This window comes from Moorena producens PAL-8-15-08-1 (assembly GCF_001767235.1).
Classification (GTDB): Bacteria; Cyanobacteriota; Cyanobacteriia; order Cyanobacteriales; family Coleofasciculaceae; genus Moorena; species Moorena producens_A.
In genome coordinates this window covers 113,076-134,378 of sequence record NZ_CP017599.1, presented here as the reverse complement: position 1 = coordinate 134,378, position 21,303 = coordinate 113,076, and the positions used below count along the sequence as shown (strand labels likewise).

The 21,303-nt window shown below is 41.9% G+C and carries 22 protein-coding genes; 16 read left to right on the top strand and 6 right to left on the bottom strand.

Features of this window, described 5'->3' with window-relative positions; translation table 11 throughout:
• Positions 1–59: 59 nt before the first annotated feature.
• From BJP34_RS00575 to trxA, 3 genes are all read right to left on the bottom strand, one after another.
• A complete protein-coding gene (locus BJP34_RS00575; RefSeq protein ID WP_070390650.1) occupies positions 60–515 on the bottom strand; it encodes a CBS domain-containing protein in 456 nt (151 codons plus the stop codon).
• 293 nt (positions 516–808) lie between these two features.
• The gene (locus BJP34_RS49920; protein WP_070390649.1) at positions 809–1,135 is read right to left on the bottom strand and encodes a hypothetical protein; all 327 of its coding nucleotides are present in this window, start codon (positions 1,133–1,135) and stop codon (positions 809–811) included.
• A 230-nt stretch (positions 1,136–1,365) separates the two neighbouring features.
• The gene (gene trxA / locus BJP34_RS00565) at positions 1,366–1,686 is read right to left on the bottom strand and encodes a thioredoxin (protein WP_070390648.1); all 321 of its coding nucleotides are present in this window, start codon (positions 1,684–1,686) and stop codon (positions 1,366–1,368) included.
• Positions 1,687–1,895: 209 nt separating this feature from the next.
• Between trxA and BJP34_RS00560 the strand changes: the two genes are divergently transcribed.
• Both BJP34_RS00560 and BJP34_RS00555 read left to right on the top strand, forming a co-directional pair.
• Positions 1,896–2,261, top strand: coding sequence for a recombinase family protein (locus BJP34_RS00560; protein WP_070390647.1), 366 nt, complete (start codon positions 1,896–1,898; stop codon positions 2,259–2,261).
• 412 nt (positions 2,262–2,673) lie between these two features.
• The gene (locus BJP34_RS00555) at positions 2,674–4,068 is read left to right on the top strand and encodes a CBS domain-containing protein (protein ID WP_070390646.1); all 1,395 of its coding nucleotides are present in this window, start codon (positions 2,674–2,676) and stop codon (positions 4,066–4,068) included.
• Between the two features lie 83 nt (positions 4,069–4,151).
• Here BJP34_RS00555 and BJP34_RS00550 read toward each other — a convergent pair whose 3' ends face one another.
• The 3 genes from BJP34_RS00550 to BJP34_RS45915 form a co-directional block, all read right to left on the bottom strand.
• The gene (locus BJP34_RS00550) at positions 4,152–4,616 is read right to left on the bottom strand and encodes a nitrate reductase associated protein (RefSeq protein ID WP_070396420.1); all 465 of its coding nucleotides are present in this window, start codon (positions 4,614–4,616) and stop codon (positions 4,152–4,154) included.
• Positions 4,617–4,636: 20 nt separating this feature from the next.
• The gene (locus BJP34_RS00545) at positions 4,637–5,104 is read right to left on the bottom strand and encodes a phosphate-starvation-inducible PsiE family protein (protein ID WP_070390645.1); all 468 of its coding nucleotides are present in this window, start codon (positions 5,102–5,104) and stop codon (positions 4,637–4,639) included.
• Positions 5,105–5,242: 138 nt separating this feature from the next.
• Complete coding sequence (locus BJP34_RS45915; RefSeq protein ID WP_083304928.1) at positions 5,243–5,461, bottom strand: hypothetical protein; 219 nt, start codon at positions 5,459–5,461, stop codon at positions 5,243–5,245.
• An 834-nt stretch (positions 5,462–6,295) separates the two neighbouring features.
• Here BJP34_RS45915 and BJP34_RS00540 point away from each other — a divergent pair.
• The 14 genes from BJP34_RS00540 (at position 6,296) to BJP34_RS00470 (ending at position 21,228) form a co-directional block, all read left to right on the top strand.
• The gene (locus BJP34_RS00540) at positions 6,296–6,826 is read left to right on the top strand and encodes a hypothetical protein (protein ID WP_149030718.1); all 531 of its coding nucleotides are present in this window, start codon (positions 6,296–6,298) and stop codon (positions 6,824–6,826) included.
• A gap of 281 nt (positions 6,827–7,107) precedes the next feature.
• On the top strand, positions 7,108–7,413 hold the full coding sequence (locus BJP34_RS00535; protein WP_324611002.1) for a HetP family heterocyst commitment protein: 306 nt from the start codon (positions 7,108–7,110) through the stop codon (positions 7,411–7,413).
• A 442-nt stretch (positions 7,414–7,855) separates the two neighbouring features.
• Positions 7,856–11,083 (top strand): peptide cleavage/export ABC transporter, encoded by a 3,228-nt coding sequence (locus tag BJP34_RS00530; protein ID WP_070390642.1) that lies wholly within the window; start codon positions 7,856–7,858, stop codon positions 11,081–11,083.
• Positions 11,084–11,884: 801 nt separating this feature from the next.
• A complete protein-coding gene (locus BJP34_RS00520) occupies positions 11,885–13,486 on the top strand; it encodes an HlyD family efflux transporter periplasmic adaptor subunit (protein ID WP_070390640.1) in 1,602 nt (533 codons plus the stop codon).
• Between the two features lie 172 nt (positions 13,487–13,658).
• A complete protein-coding gene (locus BJP34_RS00515) occupies positions 13,659–14,093 on the top strand; it encodes a HetP family heterocyst commitment protein (protein ID WP_070390639.1) in 435 nt (144 codons plus the stop codon).
• Between the two features lie 1,122 nt (positions 14,094–15,215).
• Positions 15,216–15,557 (top strand): hypothetical protein, encoded by a 342-nt coding sequence (locus tag BJP34_RS41955; protein ID WP_158516915.1) that lies wholly within the window; start codon positions 15,216–15,218, stop codon positions 15,555–15,557.
• A 675-nt stretch (positions 15,558–16,232) separates the two neighbouring features.
• Complete coding sequence (locus BJP34_RS00505) at positions 16,233–16,565, top strand: hypothetical protein (RefSeq protein ID WP_070390637.1); 333 nt, start codon at positions 16,233–16,235, stop codon at positions 16,563–16,565.
• A 295-nt stretch (positions 16,566–16,860) separates the two neighbouring features.
• Complete coding sequence (locus BJP34_RS00500; RefSeq protein ID WP_070390636.1) at positions 16,861–17,196, top strand: hypothetical protein; 336 nt, start codon at positions 16,861–16,863, stop codon at positions 17,194–17,196.
• A gap of 295 nt (positions 17,197–17,491) precedes the next feature.
• Positions 17,492–17,827, top strand: coding sequence for a hypothetical protein (locus BJP34_RS00495; protein ID WP_070390635.1), 336 nt, complete (start codon positions 17,492–17,494; stop codon positions 17,825–17,827).
• Positions 17,828–18,118: 291 nt separating this feature from the next.
• Positions 18,119–18,391 (top strand): hypothetical protein, encoded by a 273-nt coding sequence (locus tag BJP34_RS00490; protein WP_070390634.1) that lies wholly within the window; start codon positions 18,119–18,121, stop codon positions 18,389–18,391.
• Between the two features lie 415 nt (positions 18,392–18,806).
• On the top strand, positions 18,807–19,079 hold the full coding sequence (locus BJP34_RS00485) for a hypothetical protein (protein ID WP_070390633.1): 273 nt from the start codon (positions 18,807–18,809) through the stop codon (positions 19,077–19,079).
• A gap of 292 nt (positions 19,080–19,371) precedes the next feature.
• Entirely contained in the window at positions 19,372–19,659 is a 288-nt protein-coding gene (locus tag BJP34_RS00480) for a hypothetical protein (protein WP_070390632.1), read from the top strand.
• A 262-nt stretch (positions 19,660–19,921) separates the two neighbouring features.
• Positions 19,922–20,215, top strand: coding sequence for a hypothetical protein (locus BJP34_RS00475; RefSeq protein WP_070390631.1), 294 nt, complete (start codon positions 19,922–19,924; stop codon positions 20,213–20,215).
• Between the two features lie 254 nt (positions 20,216–20,469).
• Entirely contained in the window at positions 20,470–21,228 is a 759-nt protein-coding gene (locus BJP34_RS00470; protein ID WP_070390630.1) for a foldase protein PrsA, read from the top strand.
• Positions 21,229–21,303: the final 75 nt, after the last annotated feature.

Here is a 21,303-nt window from a genome sequence, read left to right as displayed (position 1 = left end):
CAAACAAACTGTGTACCTCATCAACCTAAGAACACCTATAGTTAAATCTTTCACCTAGATTAATCATCATAAATCCTTGCCTCTAGTGCGCTGGGATTCTCTTCGCAGTAAAGCTCAAAATTGCTTTTTGGCTTCTCCACGAAATCACTTTTTTTAAGGATATCGCTGATGGAAATAATACCCAGTAATTTGCCCTTTACGACTGGAGCTCTACGGGTACGGGTATTGGCAAACAATCGCGCTACATATTCCACACCCAACTCAGGATTCACCACAATACAGGGTTTGGTCATAATCTCATAGACACGCATTTCCTTAGGGTCTTTACCGTAGGCTGCTACTTTGTAGATTATGTCTGTCTCAGTGACAATCCCATAAGGGTCATTATCATTACGGCGTTCGACAATCAAAGCACGCAGTCCCTTATCCTTCATTAGCTCCACAGCTTCAGCAATTGTCGCTAAGCCGCTAATGGTAACTACGTCTGTGGTCATAATCTCTTCAGCTTTCATCATAATTCCTATCTCCGTGAAAATGTGAAAATATTTCCAGGACTTACGCAGTAACTGTATCTTTATGGTGCGTTAATAACACATCATACTACTTATCTATTTTTTAGATATTTTCTAGATTTTGGTACCCAGTTTTGCGTACGTCCTGACTCTTTCTAACAACTCAACAAACAATTGTCAGGTAGTGAGGTGAATCAACAATGCAGGTATTAATTTTATCCCCATGGCTTTCTAGCTAAGGATAGCTGTTAAAGGTAGTTAGTAGGGGATAGCAGCTCTTGTTTAAGCTATCTTTTTTACCCTACAGTAGTTAATTGATATTTCCTACTAGCCACTAACCTGTGATGGCGATTCATGCCTACTTCTATAAAAGCAGGAGTTTCTCTATGCACTACTTCGGGAAATTTGCCCGAATTAGATATAACTTGTCTACCTGGTGCGTAAGCTTCGATCACATTACCGCTGACAGAACACATTACCATTAAATAGTCACAAACTGAGCATTCAGTTTTGGTGACCTGGTCTCCAGCACAAGCATAATGTGATGCTTCAGAACCGATTAAGTAGTGACGTTGAGCCATATTCCCACAGTTGGGACATCGGACTGATTGAGTTGTCTCCATTGCCGATTCTCCTCATTTACATGTCATGGCTTGAAGGAAATAAGTCAGACTTAAACTCAGAATTAAGAAATTTTTTTTGCTCTCCCGGCTTGGCGGTGATAAGGCAAGCTTATATCACGTAATTCTGCCAGTTACAGCCACGTTGATTGCCAATATTGTGCCTTTTGATACGTTTTAAACCACAGATCCGGGAGAGCCATTTTTTTAAATTTTTCTGTTTTTAATTAAACCTAAAGTTGCTGTTCAAGTGCGGCAGTAAATTTTTCATAGTCAGCAACTCCTACAATAGTTTCTACCACTTCACCGCCCTTAAAAATCAGCACCGCAGGAATACTGCGGATACTGTATTTTTTTGCAGTAGCTTTGTCGGCATCAATATCGATTTTTACTACCTTAACGCGATCTTTGTACTCTTCAGAAAGTTTATCCATTAAAGGACCAATTTTACGACATGGACCACACCAAGGGGCTGTAAAATCAACGACAACTGGAACTTCAGAGGTTAAAAGTGCATCAAATTCACTGTCTTTGATGTAAGCAACTGTACTCATGATATATTCTTGAAATTTTTTAAAACTACCACAAATTTATAGTCAACGGTAAAGGGTAAAAAGTCAATAACCGTCAAGATGGTTACCCCTTTTATCTTCCTTTAATAAAGAAGGGCGGTTAATCGGTTTGAATAGCTGTAATAACCAGGATGGCTAAGGCTATAGTTTGGTTTACCATGGTTATATGAAGTTGCTTGATGCATTAAATTATGGCTGCTGAGGAATTAGAAAGGGATAGCCTGATCGAAAGGCTAAACCAAGGTAGACAAGCGAAGGCAACTATGGGTGGCTATGCAGGTTATGGTTCACCGGCCTTCGGTCAACGCGCCCTAAATGGTGAGTTAGTGGATGATCCCCAAGAACAGCATGTAATTGAGTTAATTCGCCGTCACCATAAATCGGGCAAGTCATTACAACAAATCGCTAACTGGCTCAATCACCATGGCTATACAACCAAGCGTGGTCAGCAGTGGAAACGGATCTCGGTTAAGCGGGTTTTAGACCGGCTATACGGTAGAACCCCTAGGGTGTCTAGTTTGCCTCAAAACCCCAGTCAAGGGAACTTAAATCAGTAAGTAAATCAGTAAGCTCCAAGCTGGTAAAGTAGTTAGAACACCTTAAACAGAACGTTAGATAAGCCAGGGAACCTGATCGGACAATTCCATCAGACAATCCCATCGGACAATTGCCAAGCTAGGTCAGCAATGCCTAATTATTTGCCCCTAAGCCCAAATGGTGAAAGTCCCAGTATCCCTGGCAACCTCTAAAAGCCAAAAGCTATGTCATATAAGGGTTAAAGATGATTTTGCTGTAACATCTATTTATTATATACCTTTATACAAGTTATGTGCATATTATTTCTGGATTTGCGGGATTTGTCCGTAACATCCCTCTAAAAAAACCCAGGCTCAGTAAATACACCAGCGCCATAGTGTGTAGCGGTTGGCGGCGGTCGTAGGTCACGGAAGTTCACGTATCAAATTAATTATGCAACTCAACGATCGACTTATCTGCGCCCCAACCCTAGAAGAGGCAATAGATCATCAGCCTTTGATCGTTGCTCCTGACACCCTCCTAATCGACGTAATTGCTTTGATGAGTCAGGAGGGAGGCAAAAGTTGTTCATTGCCCAATTTATACTCACCATCAGACCAGCTCAGCATTCGTGAGCCACGGTCTAGCTGCGTTTTGGTAATGCACTCAGACAAGTTGCTGGGAATCTTTACTGAGCGCGATATTGTCCGGCTCACGGCTAATGGCATTAACTTTCAAGAGGTAACAGTAGCTGAGGTGATGGCACAGCCGGTGATCACGTTTCCTCAAACTTCGTGTCAGGATATCTTTGCCGCCTTATTCATATTTCGTCGGTATCGGATTCGCCACTTACCAATTGTGGATGATCACGGTCAGCTAGTGGGTGTTGTTTCACCAGAGCGAATTCGCCAGGTATTGCGACCAGCCAATCTGCTCAAGTTACGGCGGGTATCAGAAGTAATGACCCCCCAGGTGGTTAATGCCCTTCCAACTGTCTCAGTATTGAGTTTAGCCCGACTCATGAATAAGCACCGAGTTAGTTGTGTGGTCATTACCTCCGACCATGGAGAGGATATCTGTATGCCAGTGGGGATTGTCACAGAGCGGGATATTGTCCAATTTCAGTCTCTCAAGCTGAATTTGTCTAAAGTCCAGGCTCAGGATGTAATGAGTACACCTCTATTTCTCCTGAGTCCTGAGGATTCTCTATGGACAGCTCATCAGGAAATGCAAAAGCGTCGTGTGCGGCGATTGGTGGTGTCTTGGAATTGGGGTAAAGGAATCGGTATTGTGACCCAAACAACCCTGCTGCGAGTGTTTGACCCAATGGAAATGTATGGGATTGTGGAGACATTGCAGCAAACCGTTGAGCAATTAGACCCAGCCAAAGAATCCGTTAACAAATGGCACAAAGCGATTACCCCTGGTGAGGAGTTTGGGGAGGTGCCAGAAAATGCGATCGCTTTATCAGGAGATAGTGTTAATCATAAATCAGAGCCACCCAATACAGACCAAAACAGAGACCAAAACAGAGAACTAACCGTGATTTTGTCACAACCGATAGAGGGTCAAGGATTAAATACTTCCCAACAGTGTGAGGCTTTCAATTACCCCAATAGTAACTTGGGTACCAGTCAAGATTATCAACTGTGTATCCTGCTCAACACTATTCAAGCTATTCTAGAGAACCTACTTAAGCAATCTAACCTATCCTCAGAATTACGTCAAAGCCAGCTTAATTCAGCCTTAGATAATCTTGATCAAATGCGAGAGCTAATACAGAAACCCCTTAACCTGTCTTGTCGAGATCAGGTGGTGGTAGATCAGGTAGGTACTTCTAGCAGTTAAGCTAATCCAGATTTAAGGGACATATTTGACTTGGTCTGAGTTTGTTGAACGGTGTTCGCCGTAGGCGTCCCTTGTTGGGTAGGTTAACGGTTAACAAAAACTAATTGGAATTCCTTGAGTGCTGGTAAAAAGTTTTTGTTTTCATGACTAGGGCGCGTCAGTTTAATCAGGGCAAAACGTTGGATAGGAGTTAGTTCTGCCCACTGTTGAGTAGTTACTACAACTCCCAATTCCATAGCTTTTTCCGCCACGGTAGATGGAATTACCTGAGAATTCATCCAGGGAGCTTGGGGGTCAACAGGTAAATTAGAAGCCGGTTTTCCTGTATAGTTTATAACTAGGTGTTGAACATAGTCTCCATACTTTTGGATTGACTCAGTCGTAGTGCAGGGTATCTCTACCAGTTGCTGACGCTCGTGTTGATTAAACTGATGCCAGTGGCTCAGTTTCAGTTTGATGCCGCAAGTGTCTAATTTCATCCGCACTTGCATAGGAATACACCGTAAGGAATCCACAAAATCCGCTTCAAATTGAAAAAAATTAGTCATAGTCTTCTCAAACTTATTCATTAATGAAGTTTTCTTGTGCTAGTACTGCGGATAATCCAGTAACTAATTGATAGAGATATAATTGCAATTGCTAATCCAATTACCTGGCTTCCAGAAGTAGTTTTAAGGTCAAGAATAATAATTTTACGGGCAACGGCAATTAAAGACGTAACAACAACTAACTCAAGTTGAATAACATGTTTTCGCAAATAAGCGGTTATATTCTCTAAAATTTCTAGTGCAATAAGAATATTTAGAAACAGTCCAAATATTTTGAAAAGTGTTTTGCTCAAAACTATTGCTTCTGGATTAGTTATTTCTTTAAATAGTGAGATAACTAGGCTCCTAAGTGCAACCAAAATTACCACCACCATCACCAAAGAGAGAACTTTGGAAACAAACCCCTCGAACAGATTTAGCCCGTATAAGAAATTCTCATCTTTGGCTGCATCTCTAAGTTTTTGGAAGAGTTGTCTTAACCGCCTCATAGGAATAGGTTAGTAAAAAGACAGATGATGGTTGATTTTAACACTTCCACGGGGTATTAACCTAACAGATCAGTCAATCTCGTGGTTGCCTTTCCCTGAGGCCACCTCCGATGTTCAACTATCGCAATCTCTATGACTTCATAAAGCCAAGACGATCAACAAGAGGGAGGGCGTTGCTGATTCATGCAATGATTGAGGGTAATTGGTAATTGGTAATTGGTAATTGGTAATTGGTAATTGGTAATTGGTAATTGGTAATTGGTCACTGATCCCACTACACTTGACGAAGTTCCTTAGTTCACTAGCCCCAGAGGGAGAATAGACCGGAATAGGGGTCAGAGGGGAGAGATTAACCATGATCTTTGTCACAAAAATTTACAAATTGACATTGGGGGTGGATCAAGTTTTAGTAAACATATAGTAAAGATTTCATTAAAGTTTCCTTTAATTTGATTAGGGTGACATATATCCCCTAGATTTCCTTGTCAGTTTACTCAAGATTACGTGAAGATTGTGTGAAATTTGCATAAATTTGGGAATTTTGTGAAAAAAGTATGAATAAAATGTGAATGTAGAAAAGAAATGTGAGTTTCGCTTGACAACTACCCCTTGAATTTACTAGATTTCCTTTTGTAGATGAACAAAATTTCACGTTCAAGATCATCAGCGTGAAATATAACTTCATAAACCAAACAGCCAAACCAATCCAACTTTGGATTTGTCTTTCTTGAAAGAATCAAAGAGGGTAACTATGCTCAAGCTAGTGATTTTATTGTTTCCGCTGACTGAGCCAGTTTTTTGAATAGAACTTGTAACTAGTTCAGGCGCTTACGCCATCGGCTTTATGGCGAATCGGGCTGAGTAGATATACTCGATATCGTTCAGCTCAGCAGTTAGCCACATAGAAACTCTAGAAAAAAACTCTAGAATATTTTTAAATTCAGGTGCTCATCTGTTTCGGTGTCTAGGTGTTTGGGGATTTACTTCAGACAACAGAAAAGTTTTCTGTCTAAAGACAGAGGAATTTAAAAAGGGTTTGTATTTGTTGTTGTAACGGGCCTGAAATAGGATCAATCTTTCACGCTCATCTGCGCTTAGTCTATTTAGGCAAGGCTCTGGTATTGTGAAAAATTAGGTGTAACATTAGGTTTCACAACAGCATCAACTTTGAAAAAATCATCCGACATACTCATGAACATACCATTAGGAAAGCGGAAGCCATCGCCGCGTTCTCTAATCCAGCTTTTGACTAAGAGCTTTTCAGGGGTGCTTAGCAAATTGAACCTAAAAGCAGTAGGTTTTAAACCCACTGACGACCCTAGCCATTGCTGGCAGTGCTGTTGGTTAACTATCTCGAACAGATTGCTGAGGGGTCTTAGATCTGACACCTCCGACACTGGTGTTGGCACTGAAGGCATTGAACAGGATAGCAGCTATTTCCGGAATGATGTGCTATCGTCAAACTTATCAGTCTTGGTGGGAGCAAAAAAGGCGGAAATTAGCTTACTGCAAGGGATTTTAAATCGCCTGAAAGTCTTCTGTGACATAACTGCAATCACTGATATGCCCGCATTACAAGGGAATCATACGAGGCTGATTGGCAAAATTCTACCCCACTGGCAAGTATTTAGGTTGGTAATTGATATCAAACTCAATTCTGTTAATGTCCAGCAGTTTTTAAATCCATTGTGGCCAATGACCACGGTGGCATCTGTTGAGTAAGCGAGCCTCAACAGATCCCACCGATTAATCCTTGGATTGAGAGTTTGTTATTGTTCCCCATGGTAGTTTGTAGCAGCAAAGCGTGTTTATCCCTTAAGTGTTTAGACAAAGTTTAGACAAAGAACTATGAGCGCAAACTCCATAGCTTACTATGGGTCGCAATTGCAATAATCCTTAACCTGTTGTTCCAAGGGTTAATCATTTCCCTGGTGAACTGGCAACTTCCCCTTGCCAGTTGGGTATAGACCATTACAAGATGTCGTTAATTCTGGGTGACTACCATGGCCAAAAAATTACTCTCAATGACTAGTAGATCATCAACTAGTAGAACATCTCAAGCAACGTCAACCTCTACGAGCTCTGAAAAAGTCATGACTAATGACCAGCTTAACCAAGTCGTAGAAGCTATCATCGCAGGCAAGTATTCTTGGGCTTGTGTGTTAGTTCTGCGTTTTTCTGGCTACAACCCCCTCCATTACATCCCTTACCGAACCTACAATCGGTTAATCAAAGAAAATAGTCAAGCTGGTAAGCATCCAGTTGGCAAAACCCCTGTATCACGATCACAGGTTGTTAGTAAGGTCTAGTCAGCTAAGCGGGAAATTTGGGAGATTCATCAAGTCTGAACAAAACCCACCTGCCTAGGTCAGTTTGATGGATGATTGATGGGCTATTGATGCAGAGCCTACTTGTCAACGTCTTAGGTGTTTAATATGTTGAACTCCACTCGCATCAACCGACCTATCTGCTTACATCTAGCTGACTTCTATTATTGGCTTGATGATCCGACTCAGACTTGATCTCCTATCCCCAACCCTTATGGGTTTACTTTACACCAGATGCCCTAGCGGTAATTTAAAGTTTCGATGAAGTTTACTTAAAGTTTTGGTGAAATTTTTGTGAATTATTGGTAACTAGTCGGTTAGTGACTTGACAAAAACTAAGTTATTAGCTAACTAAATGTAGTTAATTGTAAATGGTTAATTGTAAATGGTTAATTGTTAAAAATCAAATTTCAATGTTTAACATATGAAGAATATAATCAGGGATTCGGCAGAGCATGGGTTACCATCGTCTTCTATCAACCCAGACCCTGCTAGCAATTTATCAGTGGTGCTTCAAAGCTTGACCCTAGACTCAGTCGATCCAAAGCTCAACTACGAATTTAGTCAATCGTTTGACCTTGATAACTTCCAGCTAGGGGATAAAATCCTCGCCTATAATACACCAGAGCTATCCAAAGATTCTGTTGAGATTGAACAAGATCACCAATATCTTTACCTAGTTTGTCAGGGGCGGGTACGACTACTAGGCTTTGATGCTGAAAAACAGCGGGAGGTTTCGATACAGGTACTCGAAGAAGGGGAAACCTTTGGTGCCTATGATCTCTTAGGTAGTCTATCCTATCCTTACAGAGCGATCGCAGCGAGTTCAGGACAAGTTGCTCGTATTTCCCTAAATCAACTCTTGCCTTGGTTAGAACGGTTGCCGAAGTGGTCGGAAATCCTGGGGCAACAAGCCCAGCACCGGCAATGCCTAATTTTCTTCAAGACTTTGACCAAATTGCGTACGCTTAACGGTGTTAGCCTAAATCAACTGTTGCCCTACATCGTAGAAACACGCATTGAGGCTGGGGAGTCTCTGGTGTCCTCTTCCCAAGCTGGGCATTGCTGGCTACGTAGTGGTCAAATGGCAACGCCAGAAGGAACACAGGCAAATTCCTCTGCTCCATTTCCTAGCATCGGAGACAGTTGGGGATATCCGATGCCAGTACCAACAGATTGGATTGCCCAAACTGATGTATTGCTTTACCAGCTGCCTCAAGAGCATTGGCAAGCGGCTTGCGCGATCGCACCAGTTTTGCCTAACTCCACCGACTCACCAGATCAGGAGAACAGGCAAAGTGCTAAAAATGGTGACGGTAAATCTCCATCGGCTCAAGGCTTAGTTAACAAGACCCATACTCCGTCACCACATCCAAACCAAACTAGAGCACGACCGACTCGGCGAGTTTTAGAACCTCCTAAGCAACAAACGCCCCTTGAACCCAGTCAGTCAGAAAGCTTTGATTTTCCTAAACCAGCAAAGCAGGGTTGGAAATTCCTAAGATTTTGGCAGCGCTATCCTTTTATTGAGCAGCAAGCTTCCTCGGATTGTGGTGCTGCCTGCTTAGCCATGATTGGGCAGTATTGGGGTAAACGGTTTGCTCTCAACTCCCTGCGGGAACTGGCGGGAGTGGGCCGTTCTGGTTCATCCCTCAAAGGTTTATCTAAAGCAGCAGAAAGTTTAGGCTTTCAAGCTAGTCCAGTCAGGGCTTCTTTAGGTCGCTTAGCCGATCGGAGTAATCCTTGGATTGCTCACTGGGAAGGGGATCACTATATTGTTGTCTACCAGGTAAAGGGTAATAAGGTACTTGTTGCAGATCCAGCAGTGGGGAAGCGATCGCTTGCTCGCAAAGACTTTCTCCAAGGTTGGACTGGGTATGCCATGCTATTGGATCCAACTCCCCAACTAGCAATTACTCCCAGCGACAAACGTTCTTTAGGGCCGTTTTGGGGGTTGCTATGGCCCCATCGCTCAGTCCTGCTGCAAATTATCTTGGCTACCCTCATCCTTCAGGTTTTTGGTCTGATTACTCCCTTATTTACCCAGATCATTCTTGACCGGGTGATTATCAACAGAAGCCTTGTCACTCTCAATGTCTTCTCCATTGGTCTAATCATCTTTGGCATTTGGACGATTGGGGTTAGTATAACCAGACGCTACTTGCTCGACTACTTTTCCAATCGGCTTAGTCTCACCTTCGTCAGTGGGTTCATAAACCATACCCTGACTTTACCTCTGAAGTTTTTTGAATCCCGCCAGGTGGGGGATATCCTGACCCGAATTCAGGAAACTGGAAAAATTCAGGGTTTTATAACTCAGCAAGCGATTGCTACTTGGCTAGATGTGATCATGGTGTTTGTCTATATTGGACTGATGCTCTACTACAATTGGCGTCTAACTGTCCTGGTGCTGGCAACGATTTTACCCATCGCCATCTTGACTGTGATTGCCAGTCCCTTTCTACGCCAGGTGTCCAGGGAAATCTTTAAAGAAGCAGCCCAACAAAATTCTATGTTAGTGGAAATGATGTCAGGGGTTGCTACTGTGAAAACGGCGGCTTCGGAACAAGAAGTGCGCTGGCGCTGGGAAGATCGCCTCACCAATCAGTTGAATGTACAATTTAAAGGTAGGAACCTGGCTAACGGGTTGGGGTCAATTAGTTCTCTAATTAATACTCTCAGCAGCACCGCTTTGCTTTGGTTTGGCGCTAGCTTAGTAATTAGTGAGCAGCTTACTATCGGTCAGTATGTCGCGTTTAATATGCTCATTGGCCGAGTTACTGGTCCGATTTTGGCTCTAGTGAATCTTTGGGATGAGTTTCAAGAAATCTTGGTGTCTGTAGAACGGCTTAATGATGTCTTATCTGCTAAACCAGAGGAGAATCCTCAAGAACCGATGCTGGTTCTACCTGAGATTAAGGGTGATGTAATATTGGAAGATGTTACCTTCCGATACTCGGAGGATGAGGATCGCAATATCCTACAGAATATTTCCCTACAGATTAAGGCTGGAGAAACCATTGCTCTAGTGGGGCGCAGTGGCTCGGGCAAGAGTACCTTGGTGAAACTACTGCAAGGTCTCTATCATCCGACTAATGGTCGTATTTTGGTGGATGGACACGATATCCGCCATATTTCCCCCCAATCTTTGCGTTCTCAAATGGGTGTGGTACCCCAAGAATGTTTCTTGTTCTCGGGGACAATTGTCGAAAATATCACTCTCTACCGACCGGATTTCAGCCTGGATCAAGCGGTAGAGGTAGCCAAACTAGCAGAAGCTCATGCCTTTATTCAAGGTATGACTTTGGGATATAATACAAAAGTCGGAGAGCGAGGTTCTACCCTTTCTGGTGGACAGCGACAAAGGATTGCCATAGCCCGAGCCCTATTGGGCGACCCCAAGATTCTGATTCTGGATGAAGCGACTAGCTCCCTCGATACAGAATCCGAGCGCCGCTTTCAACAAAACTTAGCTCGCATTAGTCGCGATCGCACTACCTTCATCATCGCCCACCGCCTCTCTACAGTGCGCAATGCTGACTGCATCCTTGTCCTAGACCGAGGTATTCTGGTGGAGAAAGGCAACCATGAGGAACTCATGGATCGTCAAGGTCTTTACTATCATCTAGCGCAGCAGCAGCTAGATCTTTAATAGATCGTTAACAAGTACTCATTAGTCATGAGTTATTAGTTATTAGTTATTTAGTCATTAGTCATTTGTAAATACCAACAGACCCTGGTGAGTCACAAAGGACTAATGACTAAGAAAATTTGAAGCTACCTATGACTATATCAAACTCTGTAAAAATTTGCCAATTTGGCAACACAGTGATCTGAAAAGGACTAATGACTAAGCACAAATGAAATTTGAAGCTAGCTATCGCTATGTCAAGCTTTGTAAAAAGCTGCCAAAAATCTGCCAATTTAGCAACATACTCAGATGAAATTGATCTTTTATCAGAAAAGTTGAAAAGCGCTGTTTGAAGAGAAGGGGATTATAAACAGTTGTTCAGATATGGCTCCACACCCATATATAGCGCAACCGTTTAGAATCCCCTGAGAATCCCCCATGAAGCACACTCACCGGAGAGTTTAATTCCAATTCCTTTGTTTAATTGATTCCCATGCACCCCACCAAAGGTGAGACGAAGGTAACTTGGAGAGCCTAACCCTAGGGGTCAGGTTGCTCAAGTCCACACCTCACAGCGTGCTCAGCCAATAGGTTTGACCGACCGACGGCTACTTAAAGGGGAAGGGTTTAAGTTCTGATCCCGGGGTGCATTTAAGCTATCTGAAAAAGGGGCAAGTAGAGTCAGGTAATGCCAAAGATTTCGGTCTGCCCAACAATACCAAACTCGCCCCGGGAAGCTCAGGGCAGCACGAGAATTGGTCGCTTTCTTTCCCAAAACATTGGTCATTTCCCTAAAATGTTAATTTAGCGTGATCTACCACCATGACACAAGCAAAACCAATAAACTCCCCACCTGAGGCGGCTACGAGTCGTCAGGGTAACGTCGTTTTAATGCCATCAGGTCGCCTGAGACCTGATTATGACCAAGAGGCAGCCTCACCCAGCACAGAGGTAGGAAGCAATACTGCCCATGCTCCTAGTACGTCCAAATGGTCAACCTCCATACAAACTACCCTCGACCAGCCTCCGGCGAATCTTCCCCGGCTTTTGATGTTGGGTGGATTAAGCTTCTGTACGATATTTGTGGCTTGGGCAACGTTTGGACAGATTGATGAAGTCGGTAAAGCTCATGGAAGCTTAGTGCCAAAAGGGGACGTTTATAAAGTTGACCCGATTGAGCCAGGCAAGATTGCTAGTATTAATGTCAAAGAAGGGCAAGCGGTTAAAGCTGGGGAAGTCTTGGTGGAACTGGATACAGAGCTTGCCACTCAAGAAGTAGAGCGTTTACAGAAAGTCCTTAATGCAGACCGGATTAAGTTAGTTCAGATGCAAGGACTGCTTGAAAGAACCCGTCTGGAAGCAGAAACTCGTGAGCAGATTACCCAAGCAGAAGTTCAAGCACAACAAGCTTCGATCGCACGAGCACAAGCTAGTGCATCGGCAATTAGACAACAAATCATTCAACATCAGTTAGCTAAAGCTGCTAATCGCGAACGATTACAACGGATGAAGCTGGTGCAGGCGACAGCCCAAGAACTGCTCCAGCAACGGCGGGCTAATGTAGTGGCTCTTAAAGAACGACTCGATAATCTTAAGCCTCTGTTGGCAGAAGGAGCAATCTCCAAAGAACAGGTATTTCAAGCAGAACAAAGCTTTCGTGCTAGCCAAAGTGCTGTTACCGAAAGCAAACTGCAAGAGGGTTTGAGTACTCGCGAACAAATCTTTCAAGCTCAGCAAAGTATACGCGATCGCGAAGCGGCGACTAGCCAAAGCCAAGGTGAGCTACAACAGACTTTAGCAGAAATCAAGCGACTAGAGGCAGAATTAGAGCATCGGCAAGCAACAGGACGCACCACTCGCCTAGAAGCACAGCAGAAAATTCAACAGTTGGAAGTGGAACTGACCCAAATCAAAGCTAGAATTTCTGAAAATGAAACCCTGGTCAATACTGCTAAAACCAGGCTCAAACAGAAGTTTCTTAAAGCGCCAGTGGATGGGATAATATCTTCCCTCAACATTTCTAATACTGGTCAAGTCGTGCAACCAGGACATAGCATCGCCGAAATCGCTCCTCAAGGTGCCCCCCTAGTGCTATCGGCAAGTTTACCTACTCGGGAGGCAGGGTTTATTAACGAAGGAATGCCGGTGCAAGTGAAATTTGATGCCTATCCCTATCAGGATTACGGCATCATCAAAGGCACGGTGATTTCCATCTCTTCCGATGCTAAAGCCGATCAACTAATGGGTTCAGTCTATAAGGTAAAAGTGTCCCTTGACCGTGACTATGTGATTGAAGATGATGAAATCATTCGGTTTAAGGCTGGTCAGACCGCCAATGCTGACATCATCATCCGCCGCCGTCGGATTATCGATTTCTTATTGGATCCGATGCGACAGCTGCAAAAAAGCGGCATCGATCTATAGTGCTCTGTTCTCAAATCACTTTCATCACTGACTAATCGTTTCCCGTTGACGGTTAACAGTTGACCGTTAATTCTTAGTAGTCAACTTGCTAGTAATTCCTTGGAATCTTCAAGTTAACTGCACTTCAGCTTATAAACTATTGACCTTTAGACTTACAGGATCAGAAATAACCATGACCTATCGTATTCCTTCTGCCAATACCAAACTCGACAAAGTGATGGATACCGATAAGTTTAGCGAGATCGAGGAAGCCATCCTTGATGGCAAGTATTCTTGGGCTTGTGTGTTGATGCTACGGTTGGCGGGCCATAACCCCCTAGACTACATGCCTTCTAGAACCTACAGCCGCTTGCTCAAACAAAACCGGGACATGATATTACAGAAGCAAGCTAGTATGATGAGCAATGGCACTAAAGCCTTGAATGCACGGCAGCGTTTGAGCCAGATCAAAGATCTAGCTTATGTAGAGACGCTTGGCAAGAAAACCTCACAGGTTCACGGTGGCGATCAAGAACAGCAGTTTATCACTGAACTCGAAGAAGAGGAATCCATGCTCAAGAAGTTAGCCGATTATTTACGGCGAGACTGTTTGGCTTCCCTGTGGTGAGCAGGTGTAATCATTTTCCTACGCATCCTCCTTGTCATCACCACCACTGCTTACCACGATACCAGATCAGACTCAGCCTGTGGTCAAACAGAAAACGAACAAGAGAGATTTAGCCACCTAATTTATTGGGTGGGCGGGGAACGGAGCGGGATTTATCCCGGCGATTGTGTTACAATAAAAAGGTAAGTAGGGACAAGGTTGGTCACGTTTATATTTTGCTAGTACGGTGAAATTCCGGCAAGAAAGAGACGGGGTATATCCTACGACTATGGTACAAGCAAGTAACGCAGCAAAAAGTAGTGATTTATTGCCCTGATTTGTTTGGTACAACCACTCCGAAAGCTAGTTAAATTAAAAGTAAATCCACAGGTTGACTTTTTGAGTTAATCCGAGGGATGTAGGGCAGTTTTGAATCTGTCAAACGATATGGTCTGAATTCTCTTTCTAGATCGTATTGTAAGCATCACGTTCGCGAAGCGAGTCCAAAGGACTCAGCGCGGTTTCAACCCGCGTAGTGATATCAGCTTAGAATCCACGCGGTTTCAACCCGTGGAGAATTCAATAATTCATTAATAACTGCCTTGTCCATTAGGTGCGCTTTCCGTTGGCGAATTTAATTCGCCACGGGTCACACCTGTTGATGGACGAGGCGTTTTTTTGTCTGATTACAGGCGGAAATGAAACAGTCCTAGTACTCTGTCATATCAAGTCCGGTTCAATACCCATCATAAAAGTGTGGGAAGAGTGGGGCGTGTGGGGCGTGTGGGAAGTGTGGGGAGATGGGGAGATGTTTATTGAGGGTAATTATCCGGACATCATATCAATTTAGTTTTGAGCGGTATTGGCTAGGTGGCACGGTTAATGGTTAAGGGTGCCTAATCTAACGGTGTAAGCGTGCTTAATCCCTAGTTAAGCTAAGTTCGAGGTAATCCTGAAAGCCTTAATAAGCGCCTACCTTATATAGCGCTAAGGGCAAGCCAAGAGGAATGCATGCAAGAAGAAAAGGTGAAAGATGCGCTTTCCACATTAGGTGCAGGCTTAAAAGTTTACTACAACAGCTTTTGAGCTTTTATCAATGTCAAACACCTTAATACGTAGTGCTATATTTCTTACTCTGTCTTGATGCAAAGCGCGAGTGGGGGTTTCCCCCAAGACCGTAATGGTGCGTTTTCCATGATGGCGAGGGATTGCTCGCCATCACGGGTCGCACCTCTGCATCGCTTTCGTCGAGCGATCGCTTATATCGAACTCAGGTTATACCAATTTTTAGCCTTCACAGCGCTACAAATCATTAATTTCATCTCCCCATCTCCCCATCTCCCGACACGCCCCCTTTCCCCACACTTCCCACATTTCGCCCTATCCCCATCTTTCCATCTCCCCACACGCCCCACACGCCCCCCTCTCCCCACACAGCCCACACTCTCTGTTCCGAAATCTGCTGTTCCCTTTGCTATTAACTAATGACTCAACATCCCACGGACTTTAGCACCTACTTTAGTTGTGGGATGATTAAAGCATCAATATCAAGCCAAAGTGGCGTTAATAGTTTTAATTAGATTAGATATAATAACCGATTATTTACTAATAAGTTGCTTCAAGAAAAGCCCATCAACATTACCAATATATTTAAACTAATTCAGAATCGGTTACTGGTCACTGTTTAGTTGTGGGATGATTAAAGCATCAATATCAAGCCAAAGTGGCATTAATAGTTTTAATTAGATTAGATATAATAATCTGCTCATTAGTAGTTCCTTCAATAAAAGTCCATCAAGATTACCAATCTTTTTTAACTCATTCAGAATCAGTTACTGATCACTATTTTGTTGTGGTAGGAGTCAAGCATTACTATCAAGCCAAAGTGGCGTTAATAGTTTTAATTAGATTAGATATAATAATCCGTTCATTACTAATCAATTACTTCAATAAAACCCCATCAAGATTACCAATCTATTTGAACTAATCCAGAATTGCTTACTGCTGACTACATACTTTTAGTAAATCCAGTAATTTTCAAAAAATCAAAGGTTGAAGCCAAATTGGCGAGACATGCCTAGGGGAATCTGGATATAGTTATATCAACAGCTAAAACCAAGCTGATTCAAATAAAATCAACAACAAAGAAGGAGAAAATCAATGCTTATTTCTGACCTAAACCATCTAGAATCCGTTGAAGCTAGCCAAGTTCAAGGTGGTATGACTATTGCTGGAATCAAATTCAATAACGTTATCACCACCAACGTTACCACTAACACCAGCATCACCGAAAACGAAGTTTTCAATACTAGCATTGATTCTAGTGCAATCGTTAATGGTGTTATTGCTTCAGGTGGTACTACATCTGAAAGTGCTAGCGATAAAGGTCGTAACGTTGCTACTAAGCAAGAAAGCGTCTTTGTTACTCTTGAGCAAGGTGGCACCACTGCTTCCAAGTCTGTAGGTATTGGCTTCTCTGCTATCGGCATCTAGTACTTATTCAAAACAAGTTTCTGAATAAGTAACTTGGAAACCTGGGTGTGCTCATATCTTAATATAATGCATTAAATTATGTTTTATATCAGGATGAGTACACTCAGGTTTACGTTTGATTACTTCAGTTTTATTACTTAAGAATAGTAAATCGTTAATTGTTATCTAAAACCAGAACTTAATAGGTTTATTGCCAAATTGGCGAGACATGCCTAGGGGAATCTGGATATAGTTATATCAACAGCTAAAACCAAGCTGATTCAAATAAAATCAACAACAAAGAAGGAGAAAATCAATGCTTATTTCTGACCTAAACCATCTAGAATCCGTTGAAGCTAGCCAAGTTCAAGGTGGTATGACTATTGCTGGAATCAAATTCAATAACGTTATCAACACCAACGTTACCACTAACACCAGCATCACTGAAAACGAAGTTTTCAATACTAGCATTAATTCTAGTGCAATCGTTAATGGTGTTATTGCTTCAGGTGGTACTACATCTGAAGGTGCTAGCGATCAAGGTAATAATGTTGCTACTAAGCAAGAAAGCGTCTTCGTTACTCTTGAGCAAGGTGGCACCACTGCCTCCAAGTCTGTAGGTATTGGCTTCTCTGCTATCGGCATCCACTAGTACTTAGTCAAAACAAGTTTCTGAATAAGTAACTTGTAAACCTGAGTGTACTCATATCCTAATAGAATGCATTAAATTGAGTTCTATATCATGATGAGTACACTCAGGTTTACGTTTGATTGTTTCAGTTTGATTACTTAAAAATAGTAAACCATCAATAGTTATTGAAAACCAGAACTTAATAGGTTAATTGCCAAATTGGCGAGACATGTCTAGGGGAATATAGCTATAGTTATATCAACAGCTAAAACCAAGCTGATTCAAATAAAATCAACAACAAAGAAGGAGAAAATCAATGCTTATTTCTGACCTAAACCATCTAGAATCCGTTGAAGCTAGCCAAGTTCAAGGTGGTATGACTATTGCTGGAATCAAATTCAATAACGTTATCAACACCAACGTTACCACTAACACCAGCATCACTGAAAACGAAGTTTTCAATACTAGCATTAATTCTAGTGCAATCGTTAATGGTGTTATTGCTTCAGGTGGTACTACATCTGAAGGTGCTAGCGATCAAGGTAATAATGTTGCTACTAAGCAAGAAAGCGTCTTCGTTACTCTTGAGCAAGGTGGCACCACTGCCTCCAAGTCTGTAGGTATTGGCTTCTCTGCTATCGGCATCTACTAGTACTTAGTCAGGACAAGTTCCTGAATAAGTAACTTGTAAACCTGGGTGTTATCATATTCTAATAGAATGGAGTAAATTGAGTTCTATATCAGAATTATAATACTCAGGTTTACATTGAATTTCTTAATTTTATAGCTTCAGGGTATTAAATATCCAATAGTTATCTCAAACCATCAATCAATAGGTTAATTGCCAATTTGGCGAGACAAACATTTTTAAATTTGTTATTTTTATTAGAGTGTAAACTAACCACAACTATTAACAAAAAAAAAAAAAGGATAAAAATAAATAATGATTATTTCTGATCTAAATCATTTAGAAACTATTGCTGAAGACCCCAAGGTTGTGGGTGGCTCTCACTACTACCCACCTTACTACAACCATTACGGATATAGCGGATCTATCAACGTCCATACCAACATTATAGGGAACGTAGCTACGGTTAACGGCAGCGCAGAGGCCTATGGGGACAATACCTTCACCAACATCAATGGCTATACTAGCACTACTGATAATAGTTCTCACTCTAGCGTAAGTGGAACCTCTGCTACTTCTTCTCACTAGTTCTTCTGATAAACATTATTAATAAAACTGCTTAGAGTAGTAGTTTAAAATTAAAGCTATCAATCAATGCTCAAGTCTTTAAATATTGGCTTCTCTACAATAAGCCGTTAGTACTTAGTCACGAATATGTTCTGATTAAGTGATTTGTAAAAATGGGTGTAATACTATCCTAATAGACTTCATTCCAATAAAGTCTATGTCATAATCAATACACTCATTTTACCTTCAAAGTCTTCATTGTTCTGGCTTCAAAATATTCAATCGAAAGCTAGTATTTTAAAATAATTAATCACTAGTTTTGTTCACGATTGCTTATACACTATTTTGAACTATGCCAGTTTAATTGGAGTTCCAAATGACCAATAGGTCTAACACACTGTCTAACACACTCAAGTACAAAGGAGAAAATTAACCAATGATTATTTCTGATCTAAATCATCTAGAGAATGCTGCTGAACAATCCAACGTTGTAGGTGCCTCCGGTTTCAAGAGTTTTGGATTTAACGGCTTCGTCAACGTCGGTGCCAACATTTTTGGTAACACAGCAAGAGTTGATGGCCGTGCTGAAGCCTTTGGTCCAGCTACCTTTACTAACGTCCAGGGTGGTACGTTGACTACTCCCGGTAGTTCTCACTCTAGCCTACATGCAGTATCTGCTACTGGTGGTAACCGCTTCTTTTACCACTAAAAAGACTGATGGCTAAAATGGCCTAGAGTAGTAAGTTTTAATGATTAAATGCTGCGGAAAGATGCAATAACTTGTAACATCTTTTCGTAGCATTTATCACAATATTGCCATTAAATTATTGTTGATTAGTAGCGATTTGTTATGAGAGCTACTTACTAAAAACAATGCTTACAATCTCTATTTTTAGTCACTTTTATGTGTTATCGACTACAAGTAAATAAATGCTCTTCATAACAATTAAATACTCCCGGGCAAAACTAAGCATTATCTGATTTAATCAGGAGAATCATTCATGAACATTTCTGAATTAGAATATTTCGAGCTGGAGGCAACAGACGAACCTATTTTAGGTGGTTTTGCTTCTACTTTTGCTCAAGCCTTCGCTGGTCCTGGCTTCGCTACTATTAATGGTGATGCCAATGCGTTTGGTCAGTATACCAATACTTCAGTAACAGGCTTTACCGATGTAGACCCGTTCTTTTCTCAAGGTAATATAAGAGCTCAGGCGAACTCTAGCGATCCTTTTTCTTCGCATCGTTCTAGAAGCGACGCCTTTGCTATTTATGGTTACATTGGGTAACTCAATAAATATATAGCAGTTATCAATTCGGTGAGGTACTTTGCTGATCCTTTTAAGGTAAAAAGCAAGCTAGCAATAGGCAAACTAGCAATAGTAACGAGGGTTTTAAGTGGTGTATCCCTGTTCTGATACTGTTGTTCTAGATTATTGTCCGCTGAGCTGAAGTTCTTTGATCTCGACAACTTCAATAAGTTTAGGTAACTTTTCCCTAAACCAAATTATTTTTTACTTGTTCCATTACTAGCAAAGGAGTTTAACGATTATGTTGCATAGTTTTAAGTTATGGAGTTTGCCTGGCTCATATAAACCGATGAAGTCTAGTGTTTCTGGAATTCAAGGTGTATCGGAAATAAGTTCTGAGGGCTCAAGTACTATTAGTAATGCCATCAGCATCGATCCTGATTCCCACCAAGTCATTACGAATTCAGTGAAAGTATCTGTTATTGAACCCGTAAATACTGGGGGTATTCTTGGAGCTAGCGGTGGTACTGATGATTTCTCAGCACCTGAGATTCAGGAAACGTTTTTTAGTATGAGCGTTTCTAAATACTTCTAAAGCTATAAGCTTCATAAAATTTAATCTAGTTTCTGTGTGCTGGCTCACAAGTAGGATTGAGGGGTGAGGTATTTGGATTCAGGGATAAGTTTCAACTCTCTCTGGGTTTTACTGGCAAATACTCCGCCCTCAATTTGGCAACTTGGCAGAGGTTAGCAATTGCTTTTTGTATGATGATAATAGTCAGACGGTTGACTCAGCTGAATCTGACTAAGACTGTAAGTAGTTCCAGTTATAGTTAATAATTGGGTGTAATGGTTGATCTTTCCAAAGCATCGGTGACTCCAGAGGAAATGATGTACTCCTTGAAAAAGGAGATGCATCTCAAAGGCATCTGTCAAAAAGTTTTGTATCAACGAGTTATCAATAAAGCGGCTCAAGAAAGAGGGATAACAGTCTCACCAGAAGACGTGCAAGCTCAGGCCGATGAGATCCGTTATGCCAATCGTTTGGAAAAAGCAGCAGAAACATTGGCCTGGCTGGCAGATCAGATGGTGACAGCAGAGGATTGGGAAGCGGGAATTAGCGATCGCTTGCTTGCCCAAAAGCTTGCTGAGTCCTTATTTTCTAAGCATGTCGAAAAAAGCTTTGCTCAAAATCGACTGGACTTTGAGCAAGTTTTGGTTTATCAAATTCTGGTGGATTCTGAGGAAATTGCTCAGGAGCTTTTCTATCAGATTGAGGAAGGAGAAATCAGTTTTTATGAAGCTGCTCATTTCTATGATATAGACCCAGAAAGGCAGCGACGGTGTGGCTATGAAGGAAAGTTGCCTCGCTGGAGTTTTAAGCCTGAGATAGCTGCCGTTATCTTTAGTGTTCAGCCAGGAGAAGTGACTCATCCCCTGCACACCGAACAAGGATATCATCTTTTTTTAGTTGAAGAATTTATTCGAGCTGAATTAACCGAAGAAAAGTCTAAAGAAATTTTACAGGGTATGTTTCAAGAGTGGCTCAATACTGAAGTTAACTATATGATCCATAGTGAAATTAGTACCATCAATACTGGGGAATAATCCCAATGCTATTATTGGTTTTAGGGACTGAGGCCGTGGGCCACGCTTACTGGCAGAGCCAGACGCGAACGGCTC